This window comes from Cytobacillus kochii (assembly GCF_020171845.1).
Lineage (GTDB): Bacteria > Bacillota > Bacilli > Bacillales > Cytobacillaceae > Cytobacillus > Cytobacillus kochii.
The window spans coordinates 1-823 of record NZ_JAIVAM010000040.1 but is presented as its reverse complement, the minus strand read 5'-3'; the positions used below and the strand labels follow the sequence as shown (position 1 = coordinate 823).

The 823-nt window shown below is 32.2% G+C and carries 1 protein-coding gene and 1 pseudogene; one reads left to right on the top strand and one right to left on the bottom strand.

The annotated features are described in order from the left end of the window. Positions 1–101: 101 nt before the first annotated feature. Positions 102–671: a DUF6434 domain-containing protein gene (locus tag LCM23_RS25725; RefSeq protein WP_224939361.1), complete on the top strand. Its 570-nt coding sequence runs from the start codon at positions 102–104 to the stop codon at positions 669–671. Here LCM23_RS25725 and LCM23_RS25720 read toward each other — a convergent pair. Next, positions 672–823, bottom strand: a pseudogene (locus LCM23_RS25720) (IS1595 family transposase); the annotation flags it as partial.

The following is an 823-nucleotide window of genomic DNA, read 5'->3' as shown; positions in this document are numbered from 1 at the left end:
AGGCTGTTTTCGTAAACTTTGTTGTTTTTGCTTATGATTATTTTTGATTAACAGGAACAATTGTTCTATAATAGAAATAAGTGAATATTGAGGTGTAGAATATGAGACCAAATCTAACAAAAGATATTAGTGTAGATAGTTTTAAAGATTTCTATTGGTTGAAGGAAGAATTACAATCTTTTTGCAGAGAAAATGGAATAAGTGCTTCTGGTTCAAAAATAGAGATTTCCGATAGAATTGAAACATTTCTTCGAACAGGAGAGATAAAAAAGCCAATTAGAAAATCAAAGGTGAATAGTAAGTCAGAACCACAGGTCGATTTAAGTCTTGATACAGTCATTTCGAAAAACCATCGTTGTAGTCAAAATGTAAGAGCCTTTTTCAAGACAGTTATCCCTAATTTTCATTTTTCTACCTATATCCAAAACTATTTTAAAACTAACATTGGAAAAACGTATCGAGATGTTGTAGATGCTTGGTATAAAGAAGAAGAACGAAAGAAAAACCCATTGTACAAGAAAAAAATCGCTCCTCAATTTGAATACAATCAATTTATTCGTGATTTTTTTGCCGACTCTAATAATCAAGGAAAAAGTCGTGAGGAAGCGATTGAAGCGTGGAACAACATCAAAAAACTCCCTGGAAGCAATAAATATACGTCTAATAATTAGTTAAGCACATCTCAACATTTCTATTGTGGTGTGACTTGATTTTCGACAGGCAGAAACAAGCATTTGTTTGACTCGTTCATCAAATGCTATTTGTTTGCCTATTTCAAGCCAACGAAACCAGTTGAGGTAATTATCTAAGTATTTGGTTGCCA

What these genes read in the sequence shown, in the direction of transcription:
- LCM23_RS25725 (WP_224939361.1), top strand. Translation starts at nt 102, where the DNA reads ATGAGACCAAATCTAACAAAAGATATTAGTGTAGATAGTTTTAAAGAT.